Source organism: Bradyrhizobium sp. JR3.5 (assembly GCF_054057015.1).
Genome location: NZ_JBSRYV010000002.1, coordinates 5,617,853 through 5,644,319 on the forward strand (window position 1 = coordinate 5,617,853; position 26,467 = coordinate 5,644,319).

Sequence of the window (26,467 nt, forward strand, 5' to 3'; positions counted from 1 at the left end):
AAACCTCTAGCGGCCCGCAGCGTAACCCTGCATGCCGCGCGGGTTGGCGGCGGCGCGGCGGCGGGGGCCGACCTTCGAGGCCGCGGTGAGGCGGCCTTCCGACCAATCCGGGCCAATCTCCACCACATGGCCGCGGCGCTTCAACTCGTCGATGGTCGATTTCGGCACGCGATTTTCCAGCACCAGCACGCCGGGGCGCGAGGTGCGCGGCCAGAACGAGATCGGGAAATGCTCGGAGTGCCAGGCCGGCGCGTCGATCGCCTCCTGCAAATTGAGCTTGGCGTGGACATGGCGCAGGAAGAACTGCGTGATCCACTGATCCTGCTGGTCGCCGCCCGGCGAGCCCCAGGAGAGATACGGCTCGCCGTCGCGCAACGCCATCGTCGGCGACAGCGTGGTGCGCGGCCGCTTGCCCGGCGCCAGCGAGGCAGGGTGATTCTCCTCCAGCCAGAACATCTGGGCGCGGCTGCCGAGGCAGAAGCCGATCTCGGGAATCACCGGCGAGGATTGCAGCCAGCCGCCGGACGGCGTCGCCGAGATCATGTTGCCGGCCTTGTCGATGATGTCGAAATGCACGGTGTCGCCGCGCACCTCGCCGAACCGGCCGACCGTCGGTTCGCCCGCGCCCATGGCGCCGACCGCTTCGCGATGCCCTTCGGCGTGCCGCAGCTTCACGACGCCGCCGAAACCTGTGACCGAGCCGGGGCGGAAATCGAGCGAAGCGTGGTCTTTCGAGATCAGCTTGCGCCGTTCGTTGTTATAGGCATCGGACAGCAGCGTTTCGATCGGGATCTCAGTGAACTTGGGATCGCCGTAGAACGTCTCGCGATCGGCATAGGCAAGCTTGGCGGCTTCGATCTGCAGATGGATGAAGTCGGGGGCCTGCGGGATCGAGCCCGTCGAGCTCAAAACCCTTCAGCAGCGCGAGCTGCTGCAGCATCACCGGACCCTGGCTCCAGACACCGCATTTCTGAACGGTGTAGCGGCCGTAATCGTAGGTCAGCGGCGCCTCGATGGTCGGCTGCCAGCGCGCCATGTCGTCGGCCGACAGCACGCCGCGATGCGGCGAGCCGGAGACGTCCATCACTTCCTGGGTGCGGCAGAATCTGTCGATCGCCTCGGCGACGAAGCCCTTCGACCAGGCCTGCCGCGCGCGCTCGATCTGCGCTACGCGGTCGCCGCCTGCGCTCTCCGCCTCGGTCAGGATGCGTGCGTAGGTCTCCGCGAGCTTCCTGTTGGTGAAGATGGTGCCGGGCTTCGGCACCTCGCCACCAGGCAGATAGACCTCGGCCGACGTGAGCCAGTATTTCCGGAACAGCTGCTCGACGGTCTTGATGGTGGCGGAGGCGCGCTCGACCAGCGGATGGCCGTCGCGGGCATAGGCGATCGCGGGCTCCAGCACGTCGCGCAGCTTCATCGTGCCGTAGTCGCGCAGCAGCAGCATCCAGGTTTCGAACGTGCCGGGCACACAGGCCGCGAGCAGGCCGGTGCCCGGCACCATTTCGAGGCCTTCGCTGCGATAATGCGCGATCGTCGCTTTCGCCGGCGCCGGTCCCTGGCCGCAGATCACTTCGGTTTTGCCGCGCTTGACGTCGTGCACGATGAGCGGGACGTCGCCGCCGGGGCCGTTCAGATGCGGCTCGACCACCTGCAACGTGAACGCCGCCGCAACGCCGGCGTCGAAGGCGTTGCCGCCTTTCTCCAATGCCGCCATGCCGACAGCGGTCGCGATCCAGTGGGTCGAGGTGACGACGCCGAAGGTGCCCTCGATCTCGGGCCTTGTGGTGAATGGATCGGGGTTGACGTTGCTCATGGGGCTGCGCTTCCGGCTAGGTCTTGTGGCGCGCGCACTTGATCACAGGCGGGCTGGTATGCCAACCGCTTGGTGGACATGGCCGCTCCCATCCGCGTGATCATGCCGGAACGGCGGCGGCAGGGCTGTTGACGGCGTGGCAGGCGACGCCGTCGATCAGTTCCGGCGCCTTCTCGCGGCAGAGATCGAAGGCGAGGGGACAGCGCGGATTGAACGCGCAGCCCCGCGGCGGATCGATCGGGTTGGGGATCTCACCCTTGACCGGGATGCGCTGGCGGCCGGACATCGCAAGGTCCGGAACCGCGCCGAGCAGCATCTTGGTGTAGGGCATCCGCGGGTTCTCGAACAATTTTCGGCCCTCGGCGATCTCGACGATGCGGCCGAGATACATCACGCCGATCCTGGTCGCCATGTGGCGGACAACCGCGAGATTGTGGCTGATGAACAGATAGGTCAGGCCGAATTTGTCCTGCAGGTCGCGCATCAGATTGAGGATCTGCGCCTGCACCGAGACGTCGAGCGCCGAGGTCGGCTCGTCGCAGACGATGAACTCGGCTTCCGACGCCAGTGCGCGGGCGATCGCGATGCGCTGGCGCTGGCCGCCGGAAAATTCATGCGGGAATTTTTGGCCGTCGTCGGGGTGCAGGCCGACCAGCGAGAGCAATTCGCCGACCCGGGCCTTGATGTCGCGTTCACCCTCGATCAGGTCGAAGGCGCGGATCGGCTCGGCCACGATGGCGGCGACCCGGTAGCGCGGATTGAGGCTGGCATAGGGATCCTGAAAGACCATCTGGATACGCCGGCGCAGCCGGCGGCGCGCCTGCGCCTGCCGCGGATCGGTCATCGAGACGCCGTCGATGACGACTTCGCCCGAGCTCGGCGGCAACAGGCCGACGACCATGCGCGCGACCGTGGTCTTGCCGGAGCCGGATTCGCCGACCAGCGCAAACGTCTCGCCGCGCTTGATATCGAAGCTGACGCCGTCGACGGCCTTGAGGAATTCAAGATGGCCGCCCTCGATCACGCGGTTGAGCCATGGCTTCGAGACGTCGAAGACGCGGCGCAGGTTCTTGACCTCGATCAATGTCCCGCTCATGCCGCCGTCTCCTTCGCCGGCTCGAACAGATGGCAGGCGACGGATTGGGTGCCCTGCCGGATCGGCTCGGGGCGTTCGACGCGGCAGCGATCGAAGACAAACGCACAGCGCGGATTGAACGGGCAGCCCGGTGGGATTGCCGACAGCCGCGGCATCGAGCCCGGGATCTGCACCAGGCGCTTGTCCTCGCCTGCGAGGGTCGGGATCGCGCCCATCAAGCCCCTGGCGTAAGGATGCAGCGGGTTGCGCACCACCTCCTGCACCGGGCCGATCTCGGCGATGCGGCCGGAATACATCACCGCGACGCGGTCGCAGGTCTCGGCGATCACGCCCATGTCGTGGGTCACCAGCATCACGGCGGTGCCGTGGTCGCGGCCGAGCCGCTTGATCAGCGTGATGATCTGCGCCTGCACCGAGACATCGAGTGCGGTGGTCGGCTCGTCGGCGATGATCAGCTCGGGCTCGGCGCAGATCGCAAGCGCGATGACAACGCGCTGGCGCATGCCGCCGGAGAATTCGTGCGGGTAGCCGTCGATGCGCTTCTCCGGCGCGGGGATGCCGACCTCGGCGAGCAGATCAATGGCGCGCCGGCGCGCGGCGCTTTCGCTCAGATTGGTGTGGGTGCGAATCGTCTCGATGATCTGGTCGCCGATCCGGTAGAGCGGATTGAGGCTGGTCAGCGGGTCCTGGAAGATCATGCCGATCCGCTTGCCCCTGATGCGCCGGATTTCTTCCGGCGGAAGATGGTCGATCCGCGTGCCCGACAGCTCGATCTGGCCGCCGGAGATGCGGCCGGGCGGATCGATCAGCCCGATCACCGCAAGCCCGGTGACCGACTTGCCGGCGCCGGACTCGCCGACCACACCGAGCACCTCGCCCTTGGCGATGTCGAACGACACACCGTTGATGGCGCGCAAGGTCGCGCGGCGGGTGACGAATTCCACCTCGAGATTGCGCACGGAGAGAACAGGCTGGGTCATCGGAGCCTTGGGTTCAACGCGTCGCGCAGCCAGTCGCCGAGCAGATTGATGGAGAGGATCAGGCCAGCCAGTGCGATACCTGGAAAGGCGACGATCCACCATTCGCCGGCAAACAGGTAGTTGTTGCCGATCCGGATCAGGGTGCCGAGCGAGGGCATGGTGTCGGGCATGCCGGCGCCGAGGAACGACAGCGTCGCCTCGGTGATGATCGCGAGCGCGAGGTTGATGGTGGCGATGACCAGGATCGGGCCCATCGTGTTCGGCAGCACGTGCCGCAGCATGATCTTCGGCGCCGGCAGGCCGATCAGCTGCGCCGCCGCCACGTAGTCCTTGTTCTTCTCGACCATGACCGAGCCGCGCACGGTGCGGGCATATTGCACCCAGAAACTGAGGCCGATCGCGATGATCAGCACGCCGAACGTGCTCATTTCGTCGAGCCGGTTGCCGAGCAGCGATTTGGCGACGCCGTTGACGAGGAGCGCGATCAGGATCGCCGGGAAGGTGAGCTGGACGTCGGCGATCCGCATGATCACGCTGTCGACCACGCCGCCGAAATAACCGGCGACCAGCCCGAGGGCGATCCCGAGCGCGCCGGCGAAGACCACGCCGGCAACGCCGACCGCAAGCGAGATGCGAAGGCCATAGAGGATCGCCGAGAGCACGTCGCGGCCCTGCTCGTCGGTGCCGAGCAGGAACGGACTCTGGCCGTCGGCGGTCCACAGCGGCGCGATCCGCGAGTTGATCAGCTGCAGCTGCGCCGGATCGAACGGGTTTTGCACCGCAAGCCACGACGCAAAGATCGCCAGCAGGAAGAACAACAGCGTGATCACGGCGGCGACCATCGTCAGCCTGGAACGGCGGAACGAATAGAGGATGTCGCTGTCGAGCGCGCGCCCGAACCAGCCGGCAGGCGCCTGCGGGTGATCTTCGGAGCGATGGGGGACGACGGCGTCGGACATCGGTTGCCCCCTCACGCCGCGCGGCCGATGGTCGAGCGCAAGCGCGGATCGACCACGGTGTAGAGGATGTCGACCACGAGATTGATGGTGACGAAGATCAGCGAGACCATCAACAGATACGCGGCCATGATCGGGATATCGACGTTTTGCACGGCCTGCACGAACAGAAGCCCCATGCCCGGCCATTGGAACACGGTTTCGGTGATGATCGAGAAAGCAATAACCGAGCCAAACTGCAGGCCGGCGACCGTAATCACCGGAACCAGGGTGTTCTTCAGCGCGTGGCCGAAATGGATCGCGCGCGTGGTCAGCCCGCGGGCGCGGGCGAAGCGGATATAGTCGGTCCGCAGCACTTCCAGCATTTCGGCGCGCACCAGCCGCATGATCAGGGTCATCTGGAACAGTCCGAGCGTGATCGCCGGCATGATCAGCGCCTTCAGGCCGGAGACGGTGAGCAATCCGGTGGTCCACCAGCCGAGCTTCACCACCTCTCCGCGGCCGAAGGAGGGCAGCCAGCCCAAGGTCAACCGCGAACAGATAGATCAGCAGGATGCCGATCAGGAAGGTCGGCAGCGAAATGCCGATCAGCGATACTGCCTGGAATAATTTGGCGAGCACGGTGTCGCGGCGCAGCGCCGAATAGACCCCCATCAGGATGCCGGCGACCATGGCGAACAGCGTCGCGCAGATCGCAAGCTCGAGCGTCGCCGGCAGCCGTTCCGCCAGCAGCGATGAGACCGGCAGGCGGAACTGGTAGGACACGCCGAACTTGAACTGCAGCGCATTGATGAAGTAGCGGCCGAACTGCACCAGCACGGGATCATCCAGGCCGAGCGAGCGCCGGATTTCAGCGCGCTGCGCGGCCGAGGTGTCGATCGAGACGATCTGGCTCACCGGATCGCCGGCGAAGCGGAACATCGCGAACGCAATGACGCCTACGGCGAGCATCACGCCGATCGCCTGCAGCACGCGGCGAAGAGTGAAAGCGAGCATCTCTACCTTTCACTGCTTTTGACATCCGGCGCGCGGCTTTGCGCGACCGGAAAACGAGAGGTCCCGGAAGCCTGCGCTTCCGGGACCCAATTCGCTAGAGCCACTATTCACCTTGTTTGGTCGCCCAGTAGAGCAGCACCTGATTGTCCGCGCGCTGGGTCAATTTGACCTTTTTCGACACGCCCCACACCAGCGGTTGCTGATGCAGCGGAATGTAGCCGTAATCCTTGATGACGATCTCGTAGGCTTGCTTGATCAACTGGTCGCGCTTGGCAGTGTCAGTCTCGACCAGAACCTTGTCGGCGAGCGCGTCGACTTCCTTGTTGCAGTAGCCGCCGAGATTGGCTTCGCCTCGGGTGGAGTCCTTCGGATCGTCGCGGCAGCCGAGGATGTCGTGCAGCACGTTGTGGGAATCCGATGTCGCAGGCGTCCAGCCCAGCATGAACAACGAGGTCTGGTAGCCGCCGGGCTTCAGCACCTTGGCGAAATACTGTGCCTTCGGCTGCGCCAGCAGGTTCACCTTGACGCCGATGCGGGCCAGCATGCCGACCACCGCCTGGCAGATCGCAGCGTCGTTGACGTAGCGGTCGTTCGGGCAATCCATCGTGACTTCGAAGCCGTTCGGATAGCCGGCCTCGGCCAGCAGCTTCTTGGCGCCATCGGGATCGAGCTTCGGCCGGGTGAACTCCTTCGACAGCGGATAGAGTTCGGGCGCGATCATCAGCGTCGAGGGCGTCGACATGCCGCGCATGACGCGGGTCTTGATCAGATCGACGTCGATCGTCTTGTAGAAGGCTTCGCGGACCTTGATGTCCTTGAACGGATTCTTGCCCTTGACGTTGGAGTACAGCAGCTCGTCGCGCGCCATGTCCATGCCGATGAAGATAGTGCGGATCTCCGGCGCGGTCATGACGGTGGCGACGCCGCTGGAATTGACGCGCTGGATGTCCTGCAGCGGAACCGGCTCGATGACATCGACCTCGCCCGAGAGCAGCGCCGCAACGCGGGTGGCGTCGGAGCCGATCGGGGTGAATGATGATCTCCTGGAGATTATGCTCGGGCTTGCGCCAATAGCCTGGAAACGCCTTGAACACGGTCTTCACGCCGGGCTGGTGGCTCTCGATCGTGAAGGGGCCGGTGCCGTTCTCGTGCAGCGCCGCGTAGCTCGGCGTGGTCGCGGAGGCAGGCGTCGGTGCGACGGCGTTGTTCTCCTCGCACCACTTCTTGTCCATGATGTACCAGCTATCCCACTGTGAGGTCAGGATGGGATTGGGCGAGTCCAGCGTCACGTCGACCGTGTAGTCGTCGACCTTGGTGAACTTGGCGTCGGCCGGGACGTTGCTGAGGAAATTGGAGCCCTTGGCGCGGACGCGGTCGGCGGAGAACAGCACGTCGTCGGCGGTGAAGGGATCGCCATTGTGGAATTTCACGCCTTTGCGCAGGTGGAAGCGCCATTTGGTCGGGCTCAGCGTCTCCCAGCTTTCCGCCAGCGCCGGAATGATCTTGAGGTCCTTGTCGCGCGCGGTGAGGCCTTCGTAGACGTGGGCGTGGTGCGCGATCGTCGTGGTTTCCTTCAGCGTGTACGGATCCAGCGACTTCAGCTCGCCCTGATTGGCATATTTCAATGTCTGCGCCGATGCCGGCAAGGCAAGGGCGACCAGCGCGACGGCAGTCGCCGCAAACAAACTCCAACGTACCGACATGTGATCCCGCGTCCCCGTTTTTGTCCGCCGGCTGCTTTGTCCGGCTGGTATTATTGATGCATGTTGCCAGAGTTTACCGGCCGCGCAAGCGCGATTTGCCAAAGGGTAATCGGTTCGCGCGGGTGCAGCGCAATGAATGCGCTGGGAGAGTAGGCGGTTGGCGCGGGCGCGTGACATTCGACTTTCGGAGTGCTGCTTGCCGGTCACACGAATGATCGCTCGCGAGCCCGGCTGACGCCGGTCGCTCCAAACGGTTTGGAGCCGTCGTTCCAAACGGTTTGGTTGACCATAACCGATGATTGAGGCCGACTATCCATCGGGGCAGGTACGGCTCGCTTGCGTGACCGACCCCGTCCCGGCGATACTGAGGCGGGCCAGGCGCATTTGAGGAGGCGGATATGAAGGTCAACGTCGAGATAGATTGTACGCCCCTTGAAGCGCGGCAGTTCTTCGGCCTGCCGGACGTGGCACCGATGCAGAACGCGGTGATGGACAGGCTGCAACAGCAGATGCTGTCGAACATCGACAAGGTTTCGCCGGAAGCGTTGCTGCAAAGCTGGTTCACCTTCGATCCCAAGCTCGCCGAGCGCTTCCAGGACATGTTCGTGGCGATGGCCGGCTTCGGCGGCGGCGCGGGCAAGAAGGACAAGAAATAATGGCGGCCGCGAAACGGAGCGTCGATGCGACCGAACGCCGGTTGCGTCCGCCCAGCCTGTTCCTGATGCTGGCGGAAGCGCGCGGCGTGCTCGAGCTGAATTCGAGCCTGCTGCTGTCGCCCCTGCTGATGCAGGCGTCGAAGGGCGACGGTCATCCGGTGCTGGCGCTGCCCGGCTTCCTCGCCAGCGACCTTTCGATGGCGCCGATGCGGCGCTATCTGAAGGAGCTCGGCTATGACGCCTACGCCTGGAACATGGGCCGCAATTTCGGCGGGATCTCCAGCAGGCGAAGTGCGCTGCGCGACCTGCTGAAGCGGGTCCATGAGGCGTCGGGGCGCAAGGTCTCGATCATCGGCTGGAGCCTCGGCGGCGTCTATGCGCGCGACCTGGCGTCGCAGATGCCCGAGCTGGTGCGCTCCATCATCACGCTGGGCAGCCCGTTCGCCGACGATATCCGCGCCACCAACGCGACCCGGCTGTACGAGCTGCTGTCCGGCGAGGGGGTGGACGATATTCCCGAGATTCGCGCGGCGATCGCCGGCGACATGCCGGTGCCGGCAACCTCGATCTATTCCCGCACCGACGGCATCGTGAATTGGCGGACCTCACGGGTACGGCCGTCGGCGACCGCCGAGAACATCGAGGTGCATTTGGCCAGCCATCTCGGCCTCGGCGTCAACCCCGCGGCGCTGTGGGCGATCGCCGACCGGCTGGCACAGCCGGAAGGGGAGTTCCGGCATTTTGACCGCTCGGGCCCCTTTGCCATTGCCTATGGGCCGGCAGAACAGGCACTATCCTAACCAGACGACGAGAAGCGCCGCCAAGGCGCCCGCGTGAGTTGGCTCTCGGGAGGAGACCATGAGCGACGCCAAAAAGCTGTCCTCGCTGGACGCATCGTTTCTGTATCTGGAAACGCCGGAAATGCCGATGCATGTCGGCAGCATGGCGATCTTCCGGCTGCCCGACGGCTACAAGGGCGACTTCTTCGAGGAGTTCAAGGCGATGATCGCCTCGCGGCTGCACATCGCGCCGATCCTCAAGGCGCGCCTGCAGAAGGCGCCGCTCGACATCGATCACCCGTCCTGGGTCGAGGACGACCAGTTCGACATCGACCGCCACATCTTTCGCGCCAGCCTGCCTGCGCCGCACGACCGCGCGACGCTGGAGCGCATCGTCCGGCTGGATGCACGCCAAGCTGTTGAACCGCGCCCGCCCGCTCTGGGAGTTCTACGTCTTCGAGGGCATGAAGGACAACGAGATCGGGCTCTATTCCAAGATGCACCACGCCTGCATCGACGGTGGCGCCGGCGCGGCGCTGACCAGCATGATCTACGACCTCACGCCGGTGCCGCGGCAGATCGATCCGCCGAGTGCCAAAAAGGTCGCGCAGGAGCCGCGCGACATCGCGGCCAATTTGATCGACGCCTATCAGCAGCTCTGGACACAGCCGTTCGAGGCGGCCGCCGCCGCGCAAAAGAGCCTGGAACTGCCGCGCTCCGGCAAGAGCGACCTCGGCTCGATCCTGTTCGACAACGCCATGTTCCAGATCGAGAGCGCGGTGAAGTTCGCGGGCTCCATGCCGACCGTGCTCAAGAGCCTGTCCGACGTGGTCGCCAAGATCGCCGATCCCAGGTCGCGCGAGAGTCTGCAAGCGATGTCCTCGCCGCCGACCATCCTCAACAAGGCGATCTCGTCGGAGCGCAGCTTTGCCGGCACCTCGATCTCGCTGTCGCGCGCCAAGGCGCTGGCGAAAGCATCGGGCGGCAAGCTCAACGACGTCGTGCTGGCGCTCGCCTCGGGCGTGGTGCGGCGCTATCTGATCAGCCAGGGCGCGCTGCCGAACAAGTCGCTGACGGCAGGCGTGCCGATCTCGCTGCGCGAGGAAGGCAACGCCGAATCCAACAACCAGGTGTTCGGCATGATCTGCTCGATCGCGACCGACGTCGAGGACCCGAAGAAGCGGCTCGAAACCATCATCGCGCAATCCACCAAGTCCAAGGAGATGTCGCATCCGCTGCGCGCCCTGGTGCCGCAGGTCTCCAATATCTCGCTGCTCGGCGCGCCGATTCTGGTACAGGTCATGGCGCTGCTCTACAGCCGATCCGACCTGTCCAATGTGCTGCCGCCAGCCACCAACATCACGGTGTCGAACGTGCCGGGTCCGCGGCAGACGCTGTACGCGGCTGGCGCAGAGCTGCTGCACATCTTCCCGGTCTCGATCTCGACCCACGGGATCGCGCTCAACATCACCGTGCAGAGCTACCGAGATCAGCTTGATTTCGGCTTCATCGTCGGTGCCAACATCATTCCGCATGTGCAGGTGATGTGCGACATGCTGCCGCTCGAATTCGATGCACTTGAGGCGGCGTTCGCGCCGCCGCCTGCCGACATCAAGGGCGCGGCCGAATAGGAATCCTGTCAATGATCGAAATGCCACCGCTGCAGTTCGCCGAGACCAACGGCATCCGCATGGGGTTCTACGAAGCAGGCCCCAGGACCGACGCGCCGCCCGTGGTGCTGTGCCACGGCTGGCCTGAACTGGCGTTCTCCTGGCGCCATCAGATCAAGGCGCTGGGCGAGGCCGGCATCCGGGTGATCGCCCCGGATCAGCGCGGCTATGGCGCGACCGATCGGCCGGAGCCGGTTGAGGCCTACGACATGGAGCACCTGACCGGCGATCTCGTCGGCCTGCTCGACCATCTCAAGATCGACAAGGCGATCTTCGTCGGTCACGACTGGGGCGGCTTTGTCGTCTGGCAGATGCCGCTTAGGCATCCGTCGCGGGTCGCCGGCGTCGTCGGCGTCAACACGCCGCATTTGAACCGCGCGCCGATGGACCCGATCGCGCTGTTCCGCCAGCGTTTCGGCGACCAGATGTACATCGTCCAGTTCCAGGATCCGGCGCGCGAGCCCGACCGCATCTTCGGCAGCCGCGTGGAGCAGACCTTCGATGCCTTCATGCGCAAGCCGGCGGCGCGCCCGCCGGGCACGCCGGAGGAACAGCCGATCGCCGGCGTCGGCGCCTCGGCGCGGCTGAACCTGGCGTTCCCGCAGATGATCGCGAACTACGACGCCAAGCACGATCCGCGGACGCCGATCCTGTCGGCGGAGGAGAAGAAGGTGTTCGTCGACACCTTCAGCAAGACCGGGTTCACCGGCGGCATCAACTGGTATCGCAACTTCACCCGCAACTGGGAACGTTCGGCCGGGCTGGACCATCACGTGCGCGTGCCGTCGCTGATGATCATGGCCGAGAACGACGCGGTGCTGCCGCCGTCTGCCGCCGATGGCATGGAGAAGCTGGTGCCGGACCTCGAAAAATATCTGGTCCACGACAGCGGCCATTGGACACAGCAGGAAAAGCCGGACGAGGTCAGCGCCAAGCTGATCGAGTGGCGTAAGCGAAAATTCGGCTAGGCGTCATCCTGAGGTGCGCGCCGGCTTCGGCGCGCCTCGAAGGATGAGAGGGACTGGAGCAAGCGGCCATCCTTCGAGACGCGCGCGGTGCGCGCTCCTCAGGATGACGACGTAGTGAGGGGGCACTTCCGATATGGCGTCCGGCAACAGACTGAGTCCGATTCCGCATCCGCCGACGAAGCCGGTGGTCGGCAACATGCTGTCGCTGGACTCGACCGCGCCGGTGCAGCATCTGGTGAAGCTCTCCAAGGAGCTCGGGCCGATCTTCTGGCTCGACATGATGGGCGCGCCGATCGTGATCGTCTCCGGTCACGATCTGGTCGACGAGCTCTCCGACGAGAAGCGCTTCGACAAGGCGGTGCGCGGCTCGCTGCGCCGGGTGCGTGCGGTCGGCGGCGACGGGCTGTTCACCGCCGACACCAAGGAGCCGAACTGGAGCAAGGCGCACAACATCCTGATGCAGCCGTTCGGCAACCGCGCCATGCAGTCGTATCACCCGAGCATGGTCGATATCGCCGAGCAGCTGGTCAAGAAATGGGAGCGCCTCAACGCCGACGAGGAGATCGAGGTCGTCCACGACATGACGGCGCTGACCCTCGACACCATCGGGCTGTGCGGCTTCGACTACCGCTTCAATTCGTTCTACCGCCGCGACTACCACCCGTTCGTGGAATCGCTGGTGCGCTCGCTCGAGACCATCATGATGACCCGCGGCCTGCCGCTCGAGGGTCTGTGGATGCAGAAGCGGCGCAAGACGCTCGCCGACGACGTCGCCTTCATGAACAAGATGGTCGACGAGATCATCGCCGAACGTCGCGGCAATACCGACGTGACCAGCGACAAGAAGGACATGCTGGCCGCGATGATGACCGGCGTCGATCGTGCCACCGGCGAGCAGCTCGACGACGTCAACATCCGCTATCAGATCAACACCTTCCTGATCGCCGGCCACGAGACCACCAGCGGCCTGCTGTCGTGCACGATCTATGCGCTGTTGAAGCATCCCGAGGTGCTGAAGAAGGCCTATGAGGAGGTCGATCGCGTCCTTGGTCCCGACGTCGACGCGAGACCGACCTATCAGCAGGTGACGCAGCTCACCTACGTCACCCAATGCCTGAAGGAAGCGTTGCGGCTGTGGCCGCCGGCGCCGGCCTACGGCATCGCGCCGCTCAACGACGAGACGATCGGCGGCAAGTACAAGCTCAAGAAGAACACCTTCATCACCATCCTTGTGATGGCGCTGCACCGCGATCCCTCGGTCTGGGGCCCGAACCCCGATGTGTTCGATCCAGAGAATTTCAGCCGCGAGGCGGAGGCCAAGCGCCCGATCAACGCCTGGAAGCCGTTCGGCAACGGGCAGCGCGCCTGCATCGGCCGCGGTTTTGCCATGCACGAGGCGGCGCTCGCGATCGGCATGATCCTGCAGCGCTTCAGACTGCTCGACGTGCATCGCTACCAGATGCACCTGAAGGAGACGCTGACCGTCAAGCCCGACGGCTTCAGGATCAAGGTGCGGCCGCGCGACGACAAGGATCGCGGCGCGTTCGCCGGCAGCACGGGCGCCGTTGCGGTCGCGCCGAAGGCACCGCGCGCGCCGACCACGCGCCCCGGTCACAACACGCCGATGCTGGTGCTCTACGGCTCCAACCTCGGCTCGGCCGAGGAGCTGGCGACCCGCATGGCGGATCTGTCGGAGATCAACGGCTTCGCCACCCGGCTTGGTCCGCTGGACGACTATGTCGGCAAGCTGCCGGAGGAGGGGCGGCGTCCTGATCATCTGCGCCTCCTACAACGGCGCGGCGCCCGACAATGCGACGCAATTCGTCAAATGGCTGGAAGGCGACCTGCCGAAGGATGCCTTCGCCAAGGTGCGCTACGCGGTATTCGGCTGCGGCAACAGCGATTGGGCCGCGACCTACCAGTCGGTGCCGCGCTTCATCGACGAGCAGCTGACCAAGCACGGCGCGCGCGCCGTCTATCCGCGCGGCGAGGGCGATGCGCGCAGCGATCTCGACGGCCAGTTCCAGAAATGGTTCCCGGAGGCCGCGAAGGTCGCGACCAAGGAATTCGGCATCGACTGGAATTTCACCCGCACCGCCGAGGACGAGCCGCTCTACGCGATCGAGCCGGTGGCGCAGGGCGCGGTCAACACCATCGTGACGCAGGGTGGCGCGGTGCCGATGAAGGTGCTCGCCAACAACGAGCTGCAGACCAAGGAAGGTGCCCATCCGTCGGAACGCTCGACCCGGCATATCGAGGTCGAGCTGCCGGCCAGCCTGAAATATCGCGTCGGCGATCATCTCAGCGTGGTGCCGCGCAACGATCCGACCCTGGTCGATTCCGTTGCGCGCCGGTTCGGCTTCCTGCCGGCCGACCAGATCCGTCTGCAGGTGTCGGAAGGCCGCCGCGCGCAGCTGCCGGTCGGCAACGCCGTGTCGGTCGGGCGGCTGCTCACCGAGTTCGTCGAGTTGCAGCAGGTCGCGACCCGCAAGCAGATCCAGATCATGGCCGAGCACACCCGATGCCCGGTGACCAAGCCGAAGCTGATGGCCTATGTCGGCGACGATGAGGCTTCCGCCGGGCGCTATCGCGCCGAGGTGCTGGCCAGGCGCAAATCGGTGTTCGACCTGCTCGAGGAATATCCGGCCTGCGAGCTGCCGTTCCACCTTTACCTCGAAATGCTGTCGCTGCTGGCACCGCGCTATTACTCGATCTCGTCGTCTCCGGCCGGCGAGGCGCAGCGCTGCAGCGTCACCGTCGGCGTCGTCGAGGCGCCCGCGAGCTCTGGCCGCGGCATCTACAAGGGCGTCTGCTCGAACTATCTGGCGCGCCGCCGCGCCGGCGACACCATCCATGCCACGATCAAGGAGACCAAGGCCGGCTTCCGCCTGCCCGACGACAACGCCGTGCCGATCATCATGATCGGGCCGGGCACCGGGCTCGCACCGTTCCGCGGCTTCCTGCAGGAGCGCGCCGCGCGCAAGGCAAAAGGCGCGACGCTGGGCCCTGCGATGCTGTTCTTCGGCTGCCGCCATCCGGAGCAGGACTTCATCTATGCGGACGAGCTGAAGGCGTTCGCCGCCGATGGCGTCGGTGAACTCCACACCGCCTTCTCGCGCGCCGACGGGCCGAAGACCTATGTGCAGCAGCTCGTCGCCGGGCAGAAGGATCGGGTCTGGGCACTGATCGAGAAGGGCGCGATCGTCTATGTCTGCGGCGATGGCGGCAAGATGGAGCCTGACGTCAAGGCGACCCTGATGTCGATCTATCGCGACCGCACCGGTGCCGACACTGGCGCCGCCGCGCGCTGGATCGAGGAGATGGGAACCAGGAACCGCTACGTGCTCGACGTCTGGGCCGGAGGCTAGCCGCGCGCCTTCGGCAAGCGTGCCGGCCATGCTACAAGCCGCCGCATGATTCCCTGGGAAAAGATCGATACCGCGCGCATTCCTGGCACCGAAGGTGAATTGCGCCTGATGCGGCGCGGCCGCGAGTTCTCGATCATGCTCGGCACTAACGAGCTGATGAACAGCCGTCTGTCGGGCTCGGAAGCCGCGCTGGCGACGCTCGCCGCAAAGAAGATCGAGAAGGTCGCACGGCCGCGTTTTCTCATCGGCGGCCTCGGCATGGGCTTCACGCTGCGGGCGGCGCTCACCGTGCTTGGACCCGAGGCGGAAATCGTGGTGGCCGAGCTGGTGCCGGCAGTAGTCGCTTGGGCGAGGGGCCCGATGGCCGAGATCTTCGGCGACAGCCTGAACGATCCGCGCGTGAGCGTGCAGGAGGTCGATGTCGCCGATGTGATCGAGCGCAATCCGCGCACCTACGATGCCATTCTCCTCGATGTCGATAACGGCCCGGAAGGCCTGACCCGCAAGGCCAATGACGCGCTGTATGACATCTCAGGACTCAAGATCGCCCACACGGCGCTGCAGCGCGGCGGCGTGCTCGCCGTCTGGTCGTCCGGTCCGAACGCCAAGTTCCCGAAATCGCTGTCCCGCGCCGGGTTCGCCGTCAACGAAGTCGCCGTCCGCGCCACCGGCCAAGGCCGCGGCGTGCGCCACGTGATCTGGATCGCGGTCAAGGAGTAGCAGGCGCCGCTATTGCGACGCAGCAAGACCTCCAGAAGCGCCGTTCGGTTCGATTGTGTTGAAAATCGAGGGCCGTTGGGTTTCACTCGCGGCACCGAAGCCTCGAGCCCTTGGTCTGTCGGATGCAGGCGACGTCGAATTTTGGGGTGCAGGAGACGCACGGGATCCTGGACCGTTTCCAGGCCGAATTCCGCGGCTCGAGCGAAGGGCTCGGCTGGTCGTCCGCGTATGCCTCGGTCCAGCGTGAGCGGCCGTTTGACGGGCACTTCCACGCGCTCTCCGACAATCTGATGGTGTTGCACCGGGGTGGCCCGGTCGACATCACCTATGTGATGGACGGCAAGTCGGTTGCCCGGCAGATCCCGCGCGGAGGGGTGTTCTTCCTGCCGGCCGGGCACGCCAGCAACGTGGTGCTGCGCGAGGCGCTGGAATCCACCCACATCTATCTGCGCTCCGATCTGTTCGCGGGCCGGGACGGGGCGGCGAGCCTGATCGGTGGGCTCTCGCCGATGCTCGGCGATCAGGATGCCGTGCTGGAGCATCTCGCCGCGGCGATCGGCGACACCATCACCAGCGGCCTGCCGGCCTCGTCGCTGTTCGTCGACCCGATCGCGCAGGCGATCGCCAACCGCTTCGTCGCTATCAATTTCCACAAGCCGAGCGTTGAGGCCGGCAAGCATCCGAACCTGCTGAGCGTCAGGCAGATGGCGCGCATCCGCGAATTCGTCGACGCCAATCTCGATAGCGATATCCGGCTCGACCAACTGGCGGAGCTGTGCGGCCGCAGCACCGAATATTTCGTGCGCCTGTTCAAGGCGACCAGCGGCGTCTCGCCCTACCAATACGTGCTCAATCTGCGCATCGAGCGCGCCAGGGCGCTGCTTGCCGACGAGACGCAGAGCCTCGCCGACATCGCGCTGGCCTGCGGTTTCTCCCATCAGGAGCATTTTACGCGCATGTTCCGCCGCTTCACCGGCGTGACGCCGGGGCGATACCGGCGCAGCCATTAGCGGGCGGCTCGGACGGGCGGGGGCGCTAGCGCCAAGCCTGCGGATGATTTTTCCGGTTTCGTGCAGATTTTCTCCGGTTTCGTGCAGGCGCGCCGTGGCCGCCCGCCGCTAGCTTTCTCCCAACAAGACGAGATTGCCGGTTCGCCGGCTTGGGAGAAATGCCATGAGTGTCGCGATGCCGGATGCCGGAGGCGCATCCATTGCGTCCGTTGCGGCGGCCGGTGATGCCGGCCAGGGCACCTTTGCCTATTGCTCGCAGCAATATCGCGTGGTGTTCGGCACCGGCACCTCGGCGCGGCTTGGCGAGGAGAGCGAGCGCCTTGGCATCAAGCGGGCGCTGGTGCTGACCACGAGCGAGCAGCAGGACCTCGGGCGCCGGCTCGGCGCAGGCCTCCGCGACAGGCTTGCCGGACTGTTTGCAGGCGCACGCATGCATACGCCGGTCGAGGTCACCAATGAAGCGCTTCGCATGGTGGAGTCCAGCGACATCGATGGGCTGGTCGCGATCGGCGGCGGCTCGACGGTCGGGCTCGGCAAGGCACTGTCGCTGCGCACCGGGCTGCCGCATATCGCGATGCCGACCACTTATGCCGGTTCGGAGATGACGCCGATCCTTGGCGAAACCAGCAACGGCATCAAGACCACGCAGCATTCCCAGGATCTGGTGCCGGACACTGTCATCTACGACGTCGATCTCACCGTCAGCCTGCCGCCGCACATCTCCGCCGCCAGCGGCTTGAACGCAATCGCGCATGCCGTCGAGGCGCTTTATGCGCCTGATGCCAACCCGCTGACCTCGCTGATGGCGGAGGACGGCATCGCCGCGCTCGCCCGCGCATTGCCGCGCATCATGACGGCACCGGCCGATCCCGGCGCCCGCCGCGACGCGCTCTACGGCGCGTGGCTATGCGGCGTCTGCCTCGGTGCCGTCGGGATGTCGCTGCACCACAAGCTCTGCCACGTGCTGGGCGGCATGTTCAATCTGCCGCATGCCGAAACCCACGCAATCGTGCTGCCCCACGCGGCCGCCTACAACGCCGCCGCGGCGCCGGAGGCGATGACCCGTGTCGCACGAGCGTTGCACAGCGCCAATGCGCCGCAGGGCCTGTTTGACCTTGCCCGGCAACTCGAGCTGCCGCGCGCGCTTTCCGACATCGGGATGCCCGAGGAGGGCATCGCGCGCGCTGCCGAGATGGCGGTGCGCAACCCCTATGCCAACCCCAGACCGATCGATCGCGCCCCGATCGAGCAGTTGATCGCGGCAGCCTGGCGCGGCGACGCGCCCATCCAGCACTGACATCTCAAGATCAAGGACAACACGATGGCCAATTTCAACGAGCATGACCTCACCGACGAGGTGATCAGCAGCTTCGCCAATACGCCGAACAAGCGGCTGAAATTCCTCATCGAGGAGACGGTCAAGTCGCTGCATGATCTGGTGCGCCGCACCGAGCTCACGTTCGAGGAATGGAATCAGGCGATCGAATTCCTGACCCGCACCGGCCAGACCTGCACGCCGCTGCGCCAGGAGTTCATCCTGCTCTCCGACGTGCTCGGCGTCTCGATGCTGGTCGACGCGGTCAATCACCGCGAGCGCGAGGGCGCCACCGAGACCACGGTGCTCGGCCCGTTCTATGTCGGCGAGCACCGCGTCACACCGCACGGCGCCAGCATCTCGGAGGGCATCGACGGTGAAGTGATGTTCGTGCAGAGCCGCGTCACCGACCTAGCCGGAAAACCACTCGCCGGTGCCGAGATCGACGTCTGGCACGCCGACGACGACGGCTTCTACGATTCGCAGAAGGCGGACTATGCGGCTCATGGCCCATCGCTGCGCGCGCGCTTCGTCACCGATGCCGACGGCCGCTTCTCCTTCCGCACTATCCTGCCGTGCAGCTATCCGATCCCGACCGATGGCCCGGTCGGCGATCTCATCACCGCCACGCAACGCCATCCGATGCGGCCGGCGCACGTGCATTTCCTGGTCAAGGCCGAGGGCTATGAGCCGCTGATCACCCACGTCTTCCTCGATGGCGACGAATATCTGCGCAGCGACGTGGTGTTCGGCGTCAAGGACGAACTCATTGCGCGCGTCGAGCCGCGCAACGAACCGGCGTTGCCGAACGACGAGCGGGTTTCCGGCCGATGGCATCTGATGACTTACGACTTCCAGATGAAGCCAGGCGCGGGCCTGGTGCCGAAGCCCATGATGGCCGCGGAATGACGATCGCAACCAACAAGACGACCAAGGAGAGGACCATGACCAGCAAACCGATCGAGACCGACGTCCTTGTCGTCGGCAGTGGCCCGGCCGGCGCGACGGCGGCGGCGCTGCTCGGCATGTATGGCGTCAAGCACATCCTGGTGACGAAATATGGCTGGCTGGCCGATACGCCGCGCGCCCACATCACCAACCAGCGCGCGATGGAGGTGCTGCGCGATCTCGGCCTCGAGGAGAAGGCCGTCGCGCAGGCCGTGCCGCAGCATCTGATGGCCAACAACGTGTTCTGCGAGAGCCTCGCCGGCGAGGAGTTCGGCCGGCTGTATTCCTGGGGCAACCATCCCTCGCGCAAGGCTGATTACGATCTCGCCAGTCCCGCGCGCATCTGCGACCTGCCGCAGAATTTCCTCGAGCCGATCCTGATCGAGGCCGCCGGCCAGCGCGGCACCTCGCTGTGCTTCAACACCGAGTTCGTCGACCTGGTGCAGGATGCCGACGGCGTCACGGCGACCGTGAAGGATCGCCTGTCCGGTGAGACCTATCAGATCCGCGCCAAATATCTGATCGGCGCCGATGGTGGCCGCAGCCGGGTCGCCGAAGTGATCGGACTGCCGATGGAGGGCCAGATGGGCCGCGCCGGCAGCATGAACATCATCGTGCAGGCCGACTTGAGCAAGTACGTCGCGCATCGGCCGAGCGTGCTGTACTGGGTGCTGCAGCCCGGTGCCGAGATCGGCGGCATCGGTGCCGGCCTGATCCGAATGGTGCGGCCATGGAATGAGTGGCTGATCATCTGGGGCTACGATATGGAGCAGGGCGAGCGCAAGCTCAGCAATGACGAGGCGATCTCGATCGTGCGCAATCTCGTCGGCGACGAGACCCTCGAGGTCAAGGTGCGCTCCACCTCGACCTGGACCGTGAACGAGATGTATGCCGGCCACTATTCGTCCGGTCGCGTGTTCTGCGTCGGCGACGCCGTGCACCGCCATCCGCCGACCAACGGCCTCGGCTCCAACACCTCGATCCAGGATTCCTTCAATCTGTGCTGGAAGCTGAAACTGGTGCTCGAGGGTCACGCGGCGCCGTCGCTGCTGCAAACCTATTCGGCCGAGCGCCAGCCGGTCGGCAAGCAGATCGTGACCCGCGCCAACAAGAGCATCGGCGACTTCCCGCCGATCTTCGAGGCGGTGGGCCTCGTTGCTTCGACCGACCCGGTCGAGGCGCGCAAGGCGATCGCTGCGCGCAAGGCACCGACCGCCGAGGGCAAGGCGCGTCGCAAGAAGCTCTATGAGGCGATCGCCAACAAGAGCTACGAGTTCAACTGCCACGGCGTCGAGATGAACCAGCGCTACGGCTCGACCGCCGTGGTGTCCGATGGCACGCCGATGCCCGCCTTCGCTCGCGATCACGAGCTGTATTATCAGGCCACCACCTGGCCCGGCGCGCATTTGCCGCATGTCTGGGTCGAGCATCAGGGCGAGCGGAAGTCGACGCTCGATCTCACCGGCAAGGGCCGCTTCACGCTGCTCACCGGGATCGGCGGCGATGGCTGGAAGGCGGCCGCCGCCGCTGTCGAGAAGGCCTACGGCCTGCCGCTCGATGTGGTGACGATCGGCCCGCAAGGCTGCGATGCGCTCGACATCTATGCCGACTGGTATCGCCAGAGCGAGGTGGACGAGGATGGCTGCGTGCTGGTGCGCCCCGACATGTATGTCGCCTGGCGCGCCAGGGAGGCGGCGGGGAATGCCTCCGATGTGCTGCTCGACGTGTTCGGCCAGATCCTCGGCCGCAGCGCAAGGGCGCAAACGAAGTCCGTCGCCGCCGCGTGATGCGGCGCGACGCCGGCAATTCTTTTCAGAACGAAATGAACGGCAGCCGGCGTGCAACCGGCTCGCCACAAGGAGGGGAAAATGAGCAAAGACCATTTGAACGTCACCATGTCTTTCGATCGCCGCCGCGTGCTGCAAGGCATCGCCGGCGGTTTCGCCGCCGCAGGCGCGACCACGTTGTTCTCACCGGCCGTCCGGGCCGCCAACAAGCCGATCAAGATCGGCTATGTCTCGCCGAAGAGCGGACCACTCGCTGCCTTCGCCGAAGCCGACGATTTCGTGCTCGGCGAATTCCGGAAATTCATCAAGGATGGCGTCAAGGTCGGATCGCAGACCTATCCGGTCGAGGTGGTGACCAAGGACAGCCAGTCGAATCCGAACCGCGCCGCTGAGGTCGCCAAGGAGCTGATCACCCGCGACAATGTCAGCCTGATCGTGGTCGGCGCGACGCCGGAGACCAACAACCCGGTGGCGACGCAGTGCGAGCTCGAACAGGTGCCATGCATCTCCACCGTCGCACCATGGCAGACCAATTTCATCGGCCGGCAGGCCAATCCCGGCGACCCCAAGAGTTGGAAGCCGTTCGACTACACTTTCCATTATTTCTGGGGCCTCGAGGACGTGATCGGCGTCTTCACCAGCATGTGGAGCCAGGTCGCGACCAACAAATCGGTCGGCGCGCTGTTCCCGAACGATGCCGACGGCAATGCCTGGGGCGACACCACGATCGGCTTCCCGCCTGTCATGGCCAAGCAGGGTTTCAAGCTCACCGATCCCGGCCGCTTCCAGAATCTCACCGATGATTTCAGCTCGCAGATTGCCGCCTTCCGTGGCGCCGATGCCGAGATCATCACGGGCGTGATCATCCCGCCCGACTTCACCACGTTCTGGAATCAGGCGCGGCAGAAGGGGCTGAAGCCGAAGGTCGTGTCGGTCGCCAAGGCGTTGCTGTTCCCCGCGTCGGTGCAGGCGCTGGGCAAGGGCGGCAACAACATCTCGACCGAGGTCTGGTGGACGCCGACGCATCCCTACAAGTCGAGCCTCAGCGGCGTCAGCGCGGCCGATCTTGCCAAGGGATATGAGCAGGCCTCCGGCAAGCAGTGGACGCCAGCCGATCGGCTTCGTGCATTCGCTGTTCGAGGTCGCGATCGACGCGATCAAGCGCTCCGGCGATCCGGACGATGGCGCGGCGCTCGCGAAAGCGATCGGCGCCACCAAGCTCGATACGATCGTGGGCCAGGTCGCGTTCGGCTCCAGCGCGGTGCCGCCATTCGCTGCGAAGAACATCGCCAAGACACCGCTGGTCGGCGGCCAGTGGCGGCTCAATGGCGACAAGTACGACATGGTGATCACGGACAACAAGCTGGCGCCGCAGATCCCGCTCGGCGGCGACATGCAGGCGCTGAGCTAGCGCAAGCACGTCATCGAAGGCAGCAGATGCGTGGCGCTGCCACGCATCTTCTCGCCGCCGCAATCATCCAGTGGGCCACCATGCTCGAACTCCATGCCATCTCGAAAAGGTTCGGCGCCATCGTCGTTGCCGACGCGATCGACCTGACGCTCGTGTCCGGCGAGGCGCTGGGCGTGATCGGGCCGAACGGTGCCGGCAAATCGACGCTGTTCAACCTGATCACCGGGCTGCTGCGGCCGGATGCCGGCCGCGTCGTCCTCGATGGCGTCGACATCACGGCTCTCGCTCCCGAGGCACGCTGCCGCGCCGGCATCGGGCGCTCGTTTCAGATCCCGCAGCCGTTCGACCACCTCTCGGTGTTCGAGAACCTTGCGGTCGCGGCCTTGTTCGGTGGCGGCCTCTCGGACGCCGATGCGGTCCAGCATTGCGGCCGCATGCTTGATCTGACCGGCCTCGAAGCCAAGGCCAACCGGCTCGCCGGCAGCCTGCCGCTGCTCGATCGCAAGCGGCTGGAGCTGGCGCGGGCGCTCGCCACCAAGCCGCGCACGCTGCTGCTCGACGAGATCGCAGGCGGTCTCACCGATGCCGAATGTCACGAACTGGTCGAGACCATCCGCACCATCCACGCCGAAGGTGTCGGCATCATCTGGATCGAGCATGTGGTGCACGCGCTGCTCGCGGTGGTACAGCGGCTGGTGGTGCTGAACTTCGGCAAGGTGGTCGCGCAAGGCGCACCAGTCGAGGTGATGCGGTCGCGCGAGGTCGAGACCATCTACATGGGAGTGCCGGCATGACCGCGCTGCTCAACGTCACGGCGCTCGATGCGTTCTATGGCGACTTCCAGGCGCTGTTCGGCATCGACTTCGAGCTGAGCGAAGGCGAGGCAGTCGCGGTGATCGGCGCCAACGGCGCCGGCAAATCGACCATGTTGAAGTCGCTGGCCGGGCTCGTGAAGAACCGGTCCGATGCCATCCGCCTCGGCGGTCGGGCGATCGGCGATGCGTCCGCCGCCCGCATCGTGCGGCTCGGCCTTGCGCTGGTCCCCGAGGGCCGCCAGCTGTTTCCTTCGCTCAGCGTCGAGGAGAACCTGCTGATCGGCGCCTACGGCGGTGAACGAACAACTCCCTGGGATCTCGCCGCGGTCTACCGGATGTTCCCGGTGCTGAAGGAGCGGCGGCGGGGCGCCGTCACGGCGCTGTCGGGCGGTCAGCAGCAGATGGTGGCGATCGGCCGCGCGCTGATGTCGAACCCGCAGGTTCTGCTGTGCGACGAGATCAGCCTCGGCCTCGCGCCGATCGTGGTGGAGGACATCTACCGCATGCTGCCGCAGATTCGTTCGGGCGGCACCGCGGTCGTGCTGGTCGAGCAGGACATCGCCCGCGCGCTGCGGGCCGCCGATCGCTTCTATTGCCTGCAGGAAGGTCGCGTCACGCTGAGCGGGCGGCCGAAGGATGTGGATCAGGACACGATCCGCGCGGCCTATTTCGGAGCATGAGGGAGCCATGAGCGGGTTCGATACCATCATCGAGGGCGTGCTGCTCGGCGGCGTCTATGCGCTGTTCGCGCTCGGCCTGTCGCTGATCTTCGGCATCATGCGGCTCGTCAATCTGGCGCATGGCGACCTGATCCTGCTCGCGGCCTATCTGGTGCTCAGCGCGACCACGGCGCTCGGCCTGCCGTTTGCGGCCGCAGCCCTCTTGGTCGTCGTGACGATGTTCGTGCTCGGCTTCGTGCTGCAGCGGCTGGTGCTGGAGCGCGTGCTCGGCGACGACATTCTGCCGCCGCTGCTGGTCACCTTCGGCCTGTCGATCGTGATCCAGAACGGGTTGCTGCTCGGCTACGGCGCGGACAGTCGGCGGTTGCAGGCGGGCGCGTTCGAATCCTCGTCGGTGACGCTGGCCCCCGGCCTGAGTGTCGGGCTGGCGCCGCTCACGGCGCTGGTGACGGCGATCGCCGCCGTCGCGCTGCTGCAGCTCATTTTCTACCGCACCTCGCTCGGCCGCGCCTTCCGCGCCACCGCCGACAATCCCGCGATCGCGCAATTGATGGGAGTCAATGAGCGCAATGTCTACGCCATTGCGGTCGGGCTGTCGCTCGCGGTGTCGGTGATTGCCGCTGTCGTGTTCGGCATCCGCGCCAGCTTCGATCCGTCGATCGGCCCGGCGCGGCTGCTCTATGCGTTCGAGGCCGTGATCATCGGCGGTCTCGGCAGTCTGTGGGGGACGCTGGCGGGCGGCATCGTGCTCGGGCTGGCGCAGGCGATCGGGGGGCGGATCAATCCGGAGTGGCAGATCCTGGCTGGCCATCTCGCCTTCCTTGCCGTGCTCATGGTGCGGCCGCGCGGTCTGTTTCCGGCGAGGCGGACATGAGCGTCGAAAGCATCCATGTCCCGGCAAGCCGGGAGCAACGTCCGGCGGATCTGCCGGTCTGGCAAACTCGGGTCGGCACACGCTTATCGCGCGGAGCTGCCGTCGTCGGCATCGCGCTGGTGGTGGTGCTTGCCGCGCTGCCCACGATTGCTTCGCGCAATTTGATCCAGGATCTGATCTTCGTCCTCACCATGCTGACACTGGCACAGCTCTGGAACGTGCTGGCCGGGTGGGGCGGGCTGGTGTCGGTCGGGCAGCAGGCGTTTGTCGGGCTCGGCGCCTATGCGCTGTTTGGCGGCATCGTGCTGGCCGGGCTCGACCCCGTTGCGGCGATCCCGCTGGCCGGGCTGTTCGCGGCGCTGATCGCGGCGGTGCTCGGCCCGTTGCTGTTCCGGCTGGAGGGACCGTATTTCGCGATCGGCAGCTGGGTGGCCGCTGAAGCGCTGCGGCTGATCTGCGCCCAGTTAAAGTCGCTCGGCGGCGGCACCGGGATGTCGATCTCGCCGAGCGAACTGTCGCAAATGGTCGGGCTGAAGGCGGTGCAGGCGCTGCTCGGATTGCGGCCGGCGGCCGCGCGCGATGTGCTGGTCTACTGGCTGGCGCTGCTGCTCTCCGTGCTGGTCACGCTCGGCATCTACGCCTTCATCCGCTCGCGCCATGGCCTCGCGCTGGCGGCAAGCCGCGACAACGCAGCGGCCGCGCGCAGCGTCGGCGTCCGCACCGCGCGGATTCGCCATGCGCTGTGGATCGCGGTCGCCTTCGCCACCGGCATGGTCGGCGCGGTGGTCTATCTGCAGAAGGCGCGCATCTCGCCTGACGCGGCCTTCAGCGTCACCGACTGGACCGCCTACGTCATCTTCATCGTCGTGATCGGCGGCGTGCGCACCATCGAAGGCCCGATGGTCGGCGTGCTCCTGCTGTGGGGCCTCCTCACCTGGCTCGCCCAGTATGGCAGCCTGTATCTGGTCGTGCTCGGCACGCTCGCTATCCTGATCATGCTGTTCATGCCAAGGGGCGTGTGGGGCGCGGCAGCGCGACGCTGGCAGGTGCAGCTATTCCCGACACAGCGTTGGCTCGGCCGCAGCCGCTAGAGCAAGATGATGTCAGGTTGAATCGGTCTTGCGGCGGACTGGCTCACCTCCCCCGCAAGCGGGAGAGGGAGCGAACCGCCTTCGCGGTGCTATTCGACCTAATCTCATCGCGCTCTAGCGCCGAAGATCCCGGCCGCTCTCTGAGGTCCGTTCTCAGAACATCGTGTTGCTGTTCGCCGGATTCTCCGGAACCGGCTGCACCACGTCCCAGTGTTCGACGATCTTGCCGTCCTCGAGCTTGAAGATGTCGATAATCGCATTGCCGCGGGTGCCAGGCTCGCGCACCGCGTGGACGTGCAGGATCACGTAGTCGCCGTCGACGAACGAACGCTTGATCTCGCTGTGCGAGTTCGGAAACTTCTCGCGCAGGAAGGCAATGAATTTGCGGAAGCCGTCGGGGCCGTCGGCCGCGCCGGGATTGTGCTGTACATAGCGGTTGCCGACATAGGCGAGCGCCGCGTCGGCGTCCTTCTGGTTCAGCCCCTTCTCGTAGAAGGCCAGCACCGCCTTGCGGTTGGCTTCCTGCTGCGCGTCGCTGGCGGCCGCCGTCGCGGCGGAAGATGCGAGCGCGAGGAAGAGAGCGGCGACGGCTGTCCGCGGCCGGAGAAGGGTCTTCATCTGGTGACTCCCGGTGGTTGATGGCGCGCGACCCGCGCAGTGCATCGCGCTGTCTACAGCCTCCGCGCGCCAGCCGGAAGAACGCACCCCTGGCTCACATGGTCACCGGAAGATACCCAGAGCCCCGTTCCGATTGAACCGGAACGGGACTCTGGATTCTTGTTTTGACGCGTTTTCTTGACGCGAACCGGTATCCACTTCGCTCGAAAACGC

General features: G+C 65.7%; 16 protein-coding genes and 6 pseudogenes. 15 read left to right on the forward strand and 7 right to left on the reverse strand.

Annotation, left to right across the window (positions count from 1 at the left end):
- Nucleotides 1–6: 6 nt before the first annotated feature.
- The 6 genes and pseudogenes from ACVWW1_RS43735 to ACVWW1_RS43760 all read right to left on the reverse strand — a co-directional run bounded on the left by ACVWW1_RS43735 (nt 7) and on the right by ACVWW1_RS43760 (nt 7,544).
- Nucleotides 7–1,813: pseudogene (locus ACVWW1_RS43735) on the reverse strand (gamma-glutamyltransferase family protein).
- Between the two features lie 100 nt (nt 1,814–1,913).
- Nucleotides 1,914–2,909 carry an ABC transporter ATP-binding protein gene (locus tag ACVWW1_RS43740; protein ID WP_456660162.1) on the reverse strand — a complete coding sequence of 332 codons (996 nt, stop codon included), beginning with the start codon at nt 2,907–2,909 and terminating at the stop codon, nt 1,914–1,916.
- Complete coding sequence (locus ACVWW1_RS43745; protein ID WP_212311228.1) at nt 2,906–3,889, reverse strand: ABC transporter ATP-binding protein; 984 nt, start codon at nt 3,887–3,889, stop codon at nt 2,906–2,908. The genes ACVWW1_RS43740 and ACVWW1_RS43745 overlap by 4 nt, the downstream gene beginning before the upstream one ends.
- Nucleotides 3,886–4,848: an ABC transporter permease gene (locus ACVWW1_RS43750; protein WP_456660163.1), complete on the reverse strand. Its 963-nt coding sequence runs from the start codon at nt 4,846–4,848 to the stop codon at nt 3,886–3,888. Before ACVWW1_RS43750 ends, ACVWW1_RS43745 begins: the two co-directional genes overlap by 4 nt.
- Nucleotides 4,849–4,859: 11 nt before the next feature.
- Nucleotides 4,860–5,841: pseudogene (locus ACVWW1_RS43755) on the reverse strand (ABC transporter permease).
- A 103-nt stretch (nt 5,842–5,944) separates the two neighbouring features.
- A pseudogene (locus tag ACVWW1_RS43760) lies at nt 5,945–7,544 on the reverse strand (ABC transporter substrate-binding protein).
- A gap of 398 nt (nt 7,545–7,942) precedes the next feature.
- Between ACVWW1_RS43760 and ACVWW1_RS43765 the strand changes: the two are divergent.
- The 15 genes and pseudogenes from ACVWW1_RS43765 (at nt 7,943) to ACVWW1_RS43835 (ending at nt 25,636) form a co-directional block, all read left to right on the forward strand.
- A complete protein-coding gene (locus ACVWW1_RS43765; protein WP_092125001.1) occupies nt 7,943–8,200 on the forward strand; it encodes a DUF6489 family protein in 258 nt (85 codons plus the stop codon).
- A complete protein-coding gene (locus ACVWW1_RS43770) occupies nt 8,200–9,000 on the forward strand; it encodes an alpha/beta fold hydrolase (RefSeq protein WP_207836235.1) in 801 nt (266 codons plus the stop codon). Before ACVWW1_RS43765 ends, ACVWW1_RS43770 begins: the two co-directional genes overlap by 1 nt.
- A 58-nt stretch (nt 9,001–9,058) precedes the next feature.
- Nucleotides 9,059–10,610, forward strand: a pseudogene (locus ACVWW1_RS43775) (WS/DGAT/MGAT family O-acyltransferase).
- Nucleotides 10,611–10,621: 11 nt separating this feature from the next.
- A complete protein-coding gene (locus tag ACVWW1_RS43780; protein WP_456660164.1) occupies nt 10,622–11,617 on the forward strand; it encodes an alpha/beta fold hydrolase in 996 nt (331 codons plus the stop codon).
- Nucleotides 11,618–11,750: 133 nt separating this feature from the next.
- Nucleotides 11,751–14,985 (forward strand): annotated as a pseudogene (locus tag ACVWW1_RS43785) (bifunctional cytochrome P450/NADPH--P450 reductase).
- 45 nt (nt 14,986–15,030) lie between these two features.
- Nucleotides 15,031–15,705 carry a polyamine aminopropyltransferase gene (locus ACVWW1_RS43790; protein ID WP_176532695.1) on the forward strand — a complete coding sequence of 225 codons (675 nt, stop codon included), beginning with the start codon at nt 15,031–15,033 and terminating at the stop codon, nt 15,703–15,705.
- 122 nt (nt 15,706–15,827) lie between these two features.
- On the forward strand, nt 15,828–16,715 hold the full coding sequence (locus ACVWW1_RS43795) for a helix-turn-helix domain-containing protein (RefSeq protein WP_456660165.1): 888 nt from the start codon (nt 15,828–15,830) through the stop codon (nt 16,713–16,715).
- 175 nt (nt 16,716–16,890) lie between these two features.
- Nucleotides 16,891–18,012 (forward strand): maleylacetate reductase, encoded by a 1,122-nt coding sequence (locus ACVWW1_RS43800; protein ID WP_456660811.1) that lies wholly within the window; start codon nt 16,891–16,893, stop codon nt 18,010–18,012.
- A 24-nt stretch (nt 18,013–18,036) separates the two neighbouring features.
- On the forward strand, nt 18,037–18,939 hold the full coding sequence (locus ACVWW1_RS43805; RefSeq protein ID WP_456660166.1) for an intradiol ring-cleavage dioxygenase: 903 nt from the start codon (nt 18,037–18,039) through the stop codon (nt 18,937–18,939).
- 35 nt (nt 18,940–18,974) lie between these two features.
- Nucleotides 18,975–20,765 (forward strand): FAD-dependent oxidoreductase, encoded by a 1,791-nt coding sequence (locus ACVWW1_RS43810; protein ID WP_456660167.1) that lies wholly within the window; start codon nt 18,975–18,977, stop codon nt 20,763–20,765.
- Nucleotides 20,766–20,873: 108 nt separating this feature from the next.
- Nucleotides 20,874–22,176 (forward strand): annotated as a pseudogene (locus ACVWW1_RS43815) (ABC transporter substrate-binding protein).
- 80 nt (nt 22,177–22,256) lie between these two features.
- Complete coding sequence (locus tag ACVWW1_RS43820; protein WP_456660812.1) at nt 22,257–22,970, forward strand: ABC transporter ATP-binding protein; 714 nt, start codon at nt 22,257–22,259, stop codon at nt 22,968–22,970.
- Entirely contained in the window at nt 22,967–23,671 is a 705-nt protein-coding gene (locus tag ACVWW1_RS43825) for an ABC transporter ATP-binding protein (RefSeq protein WP_456660168.1), read from the forward strand. The genes ACVWW1_RS43820 and ACVWW1_RS43825 overlap by 4 nt, the downstream gene beginning before the upstream one ends.
- A gap of 7 nt (nt 23,672–23,678) precedes the next feature.
- Nucleotides 23,679–24,545 (forward strand): branched-chain amino acid ABC transporter permease, encoded by an 867-nt coding sequence (locus ACVWW1_RS43830; protein ID WP_456660169.1) that lies wholly within the window; start codon nt 23,679–23,681, stop codon nt 24,543–24,545.
- Nucleotides 24,542–25,636, forward strand: a complete 1,095-nt coding sequence (locus ACVWW1_RS43835; RefSeq protein ID WP_456660170.1) for a branched-chain amino acid ABC transporter permease — start codon at nt 24,542–24,544, stop codon at nt 25,634–25,636. Before ACVWW1_RS43830 ends, ACVWW1_RS43835 begins: the two co-directional genes overlap by 4 nt.
- 153 nt (nt 25,637–25,789) lie before the next feature.
- Here ACVWW1_RS43835 and ACVWW1_RS43840 read toward each other — a convergent pair whose 3' ends face one another.
- Nucleotides 25,790–26,254, reverse strand: coding sequence for a nuclear transport factor 2 family protein (locus ACVWW1_RS43840; RefSeq protein WP_456660171.1), 465 nt, complete (start codon nt 26,252–26,254; stop codon nt 25,790–25,792).
- Nucleotides 26,255–26,467 lie beyond the last annotated feature (213 nt).